4 protein-coding genes are annotated in these 3,605 nt (G+C 72.6%); all 4 read right to left on the minus strand.

What is annotated here, in order from left to right; genetic code table 11:
* Positions 1-264, minus strand: a 264-nt coding sequence (locus tag QQK83_RS19000; protein WP_284266974.1) for a CpaB family protein, incomplete at its 3' end; no start/stop codon positions are given.
* Positions 265-367: 103 nt separating this feature from the next.
* A complete protein-coding gene (locus tag QQK83_RS19005; protein ID WP_284266976.1) occupies positions 368-1,813 on the minus strand; it encodes a TadE/TadG family type IV pilus assembly protein in 1,446 nt (481 codons plus the stop codon).
* Positions 1,814-1,827: 14 nt separating this feature from the next.
* Positions 1,828-2,745, minus strand: a complete 918-nt coding sequence (locus QQK83_RS19010; RefSeq protein ID WP_284266978.1) for a type II secretion system F family protein — start codon at positions 2,743-2,745, stop codon at positions 1,828-1,830.
* A gap of 16 nt (positions 2,746-2,761) precedes the next feature.
* Positions 2,762-3,605 (minus strand): type II secretion system F family protein (locus QQK83_RS19015; RefSeq protein WP_284266980.1); only part of this gene is annotated, 844 nt, incomplete at its 5' end.

The following is a 3,605-nucleotide window of genomic DNA, read 5'->3' on the forward strand; positions in this document are numbered from 1 at the left end:
ATCCTCCGGCCAGTCGATCCAGGCGAAATCCTCGGGCAGGGCGGGCTCGCCCGTGGCGATGTCGCCGGTCAGCGCGAGAACCTCGGTGGTGACCGGCGCCTCGGGGGCGGGGGCCGCCACCGCGCCCGGCGCGGCCTCCCCGGCCACCGCGCCCGCGGTCGTCCGGTCCGCCTCGGGCGAGGAGGTGACGGGCCCCTGCATCATCAGCAGGAGGGCCCCGCCCCCCGACGCCACGGCGATCAGAAGCAGGATGGATCGGATCATGGTCGGTCTTTCCGCGTCAGCGTTGCAGGGTCCGCGCCGGGCCGGACGGCCCCGAGGCTCGAGGCGGGCCGGTCACGGCATGGGGCAGGGCGGGCGCGCGCACTCATCGGACGATCACCACGCCGGTCACGTCGTCATCCGGCCCCGAGGTGGCCCCGCAGGCCCCCAGCCCCAGCCGCTCGCACAGCCGCAGCCGGTCCTCCTCGTCGCAGGTGATGTCCATTTCGCTGCGGCCGCCGAATTCGAACCGCTCGGCCACGAAGACGTAGCAGCCCCGCCCGAGCGAGCCCTGGCCGCCGACCTCGACCTCGTAGCCAGGCAGGAACACGATCCCGTCCAGCGCCGTCGACGAGAACTCGGCCCACGCTAGGCCGTCGTCATCGTCGTCATCATCCCGCCCCACGGGCGGTTGCGAGAAGACCACCAGCCCCTCCCACGGGCCGGGGCCGAGACCGCTGCCGAAGCGCAGGTCGGCGTTCTTGTCCAGCTCCAGCTCGGCCCCGTTGATCAGGATGAACCCGGCCCCGTCCTCGACCGTCATGGTCACGCGGTTGGTGACCTCGAAACTGCCGCCGTCGATGACATAAAGGCCGGGCGCGAAGGTATACGCGCCACGCTCCAGCTCGAGGCCGCCGCGGAAGCGGCGCAGCGCAAGGCCGCTTGCGTGCGGCCGCGTCGGCGTGACGTCGGTTTCCCGACGGCCCAGCGGATCGTCCGGCAGGTCCTCCAGCCCCTCGATCCGCGGCAGGTCGGCGAGCTTGGGGGGCAGCGGCTCCGTCTCGGTGCGCTGTCGGATGGTCTCGCACGCGCTGCCCTCAGGGCCGAGCGTCAGGCGGCCGCGCACGTTGGCCGGCACCTCGACCTCGCCGCGGGTGGTGATGCAGGCGACCTCGATGGTGGTGTTGCCCCCGAACTCGATGGCCTCGTCACTGTCGGAGTCGACCTGTATCCGGCACTCGGGCGCGATGATCTCGGTGCGCCCGCCGGTCTCCAGCCCTTCGCCACCGCGCGCGAGCGCATGGAGGCAGACCAGCTCCGGCCCGCCGTCGCCCTCGCCCGACCCGCCGGTGTCGCCGCCGGTGGTCAACGCGATGACGCTGGCCGCCGCCGGTTGCGGCGTGAGGGCGGGACCGGTCCCGGTGCCATCGCCCGGCATCAGCGCCCCCAGCAGCAGGCGCGGCAGCGCCCGTGCGATCTCGACGCCCAGCTCATCGGCGGCAGGGCAGGTGAGGGTGATCGACAGCTGCGCGGCGGGCAGCCCGCTTTCGGTGGCGACCCGCAGCGCGGTGTCCTGCAGCGCGGCCCAGGTCTCGACCTCCTCGCGCAGCGCCTCGCAGCCCAGCCCGAACCGGGCGGCTGCGATCCCCACGGAATAGGCCGCGGCATCGGTCACGGTCTGCACCCGGCGCTGCTCGGACAGCCAGAACCCCACCTGCGCGCTCAGGGCAAGCCCGGCGATCACCAGCGGCAAGGCCAGCACGAAGATGACCGAGACCGCCCCGGCCTCGTCCCTGCGCCAGCCCCCGAGGCTCCGTTCGGCACGACACATGCGGCCCATCCCCGTCACCCCGCCACGTTGATGAAGGCCGGCGCGACCAGGATCACGAACAGCGCCGGCAGGAAGAAGACCGTCATCGGCACGGTCAGGCGGGGCGGCAGCGCCGCGGCCTTCTGCTCGGCCTCGCGCACGCGCATGGCGCGGTTCTGCCGCGCGAGGGTCTGCAGCGTGCCCGCGATCGTGGCCCCGTATCGCTGCGACTGGATCAGCGCCGTCACCACCGCGCGCACCTGCGACAGGCCGGTCCGCTCCGCGAGGTTCTCGAGCGCCGCGCCGCGGCTTTGGAGATAGTTCAGCTCGGTGACCGTCAGCCGGAATTCCGCCGCGATATCGGGGGCCGACCGGCGCAGCTCCCGCGCCACCTTGGCCAAGGCCGCGTCAAGGCTCATGCCCGAGCGCACGCACATGTGCAGCAGGTCGAGCGCGTCCGACCAGCGCCGCGCGATGCGCATCTTGCGCCGCTCGATCCGGTTGCGCAGCCACAGGTCGGGCGCCCAGTGACCCAGCGCCGCCGCCGCCAGCGCGCACAGGCCCGACGACACCGCCGCGAATCCGTAGAGCGTGTCGCAGATCACCCAGGCCAACCCGCCAAGGGCGACGGGCGACATGAGCTTGGCCAAAAGGAACAGGCTCACCCGCGCCTGCGACAGGCCCGCCCGGCGAAACCTTCGGATCAGGTCGATCCGCCGGTCCATCGTCTGCAGGCCGGGAAAGACCCGGCGCAGCTGCCGCGCAAGCGCGAGCTGGACCGGGCGCAGGGCGGCGGCCCCGCCCCCCACCGCTGCCGCCGCCGCCCCCGCGCTGCGCTGCACCACGCGGCGGGTGCGGACCCGCGCGGCCAGCCGCGGCAGCACCAGCGCCAGCGCCGACGCGGCAAGCGACAGCATCGTCAGGGTGCCGGCAAGGACTGGCATGTCGGTCATTGGCTCCCCCTTCCTCTCACAGCTCGAAGTCGATCATCGCGCGCATGATGAAGATGCCGATCAGCGCCCAGGCCACCGCGCCGAGCGCGAACAGGTTGCCCAGCCCCGTCGTCAGCAAGAGTCCGATATACTCGGGGCTGGTGTAGGCCATCACCGCGCTCACCAGGATCGGCAGCGCGCCGATGATCATGGCCGAGGTCCGCGCCTCGGCGCTCATCGTGGCCACCTTGTCGCGCAGCTCGCGGCGGCTGCGCATGGTTTCGGCCGCCGCATCCAGCGTATCGGCCACCGCGCCGCCCGCATCCGCCTGCAGCCCCATCACCACGGCGAAGAACTCGATGTCGGGGATCGGCACCCGCGGCACCATGCGATGCATCGCATCGGTGAAGCGCACGCCAAGCGCCAACTCGTCGATCAGCACCTGGAATTCCCGCGCAAGCACGGGGTGCGCCTCGGTCGCCACGACGCGCATGCTGTCGATAAGCGGCATCCCGGTGCGGATGCCCCGCACCATGATGTCGAGCGCGGCGGGAAATTCCGCTTCCATGATGCGGGCGCGTTTGCGGATCGCCCGAAGCCCCACCACATACGAGCCCGCCAGCACCAGAAGCGCGCCGATCGCAAGGTTCACCCAGCCCAGCGGATTGAGCATCCACAGACCGGCGCCAAGCGCCAGCGCAAGCGCCGCGCGGGCCTTCAGGTAATCCGCCAGCGTGCCGCGATAGCCCCCGGCGGCGAGAAACCCGTGCAGCGCCCGTGTCAGCGGCGACAAGGGCCGCCGCCGGGCGCGCAGCGCCTGCGCCGCATCCTCCGGCCCCTCCTGTCCGTCCCCGGCCTCCTGCCCCGCGGACGGGCCTGCG

The sequence above is a fragment of the Roseicyclus amphidinii genome (assembly GCF_030163755.1).
In the GTDB taxonomy this organism is placed as follows: domain Bacteria; phylum Pseudomonadota; class Alphaproteobacteria; order Rhodobacterales; family Rhodobacteraceae; genus Roseicyclus; species Roseicyclus amphidinii.